Here is a 205-nt window from a genome sequence, read left to right on the forward strand (position 1 = left end):
GGGCCATGCCAGAGTTCCAATGAACGGTTACTGAAAGGTCGATTACACTATCAGATGCGTTGGGCGGAATCGAAGCATCCTGACATCAGAGACAATCGTTCAACCGCTCTTGTTGGGGGTCTCCAGATTTAAACGAGGTAGATTTGATCGCCTGCGTGGATGGCACCTTCGGCAAGGATATCGCCGTAAACTCCGAGATTCTGGT

The sequence above is a fragment of the Marinobacter sp. UBA2498 genome, assembly GCF_002341575.1.
Taxonomy (GTDB): domain Bacteria; phylum Pseudomonadota; class Gammaproteobacteria; order Pseudomonadales; family Oleiphilaceae; genus Marinobacter; species Marinobacter manganoxydans.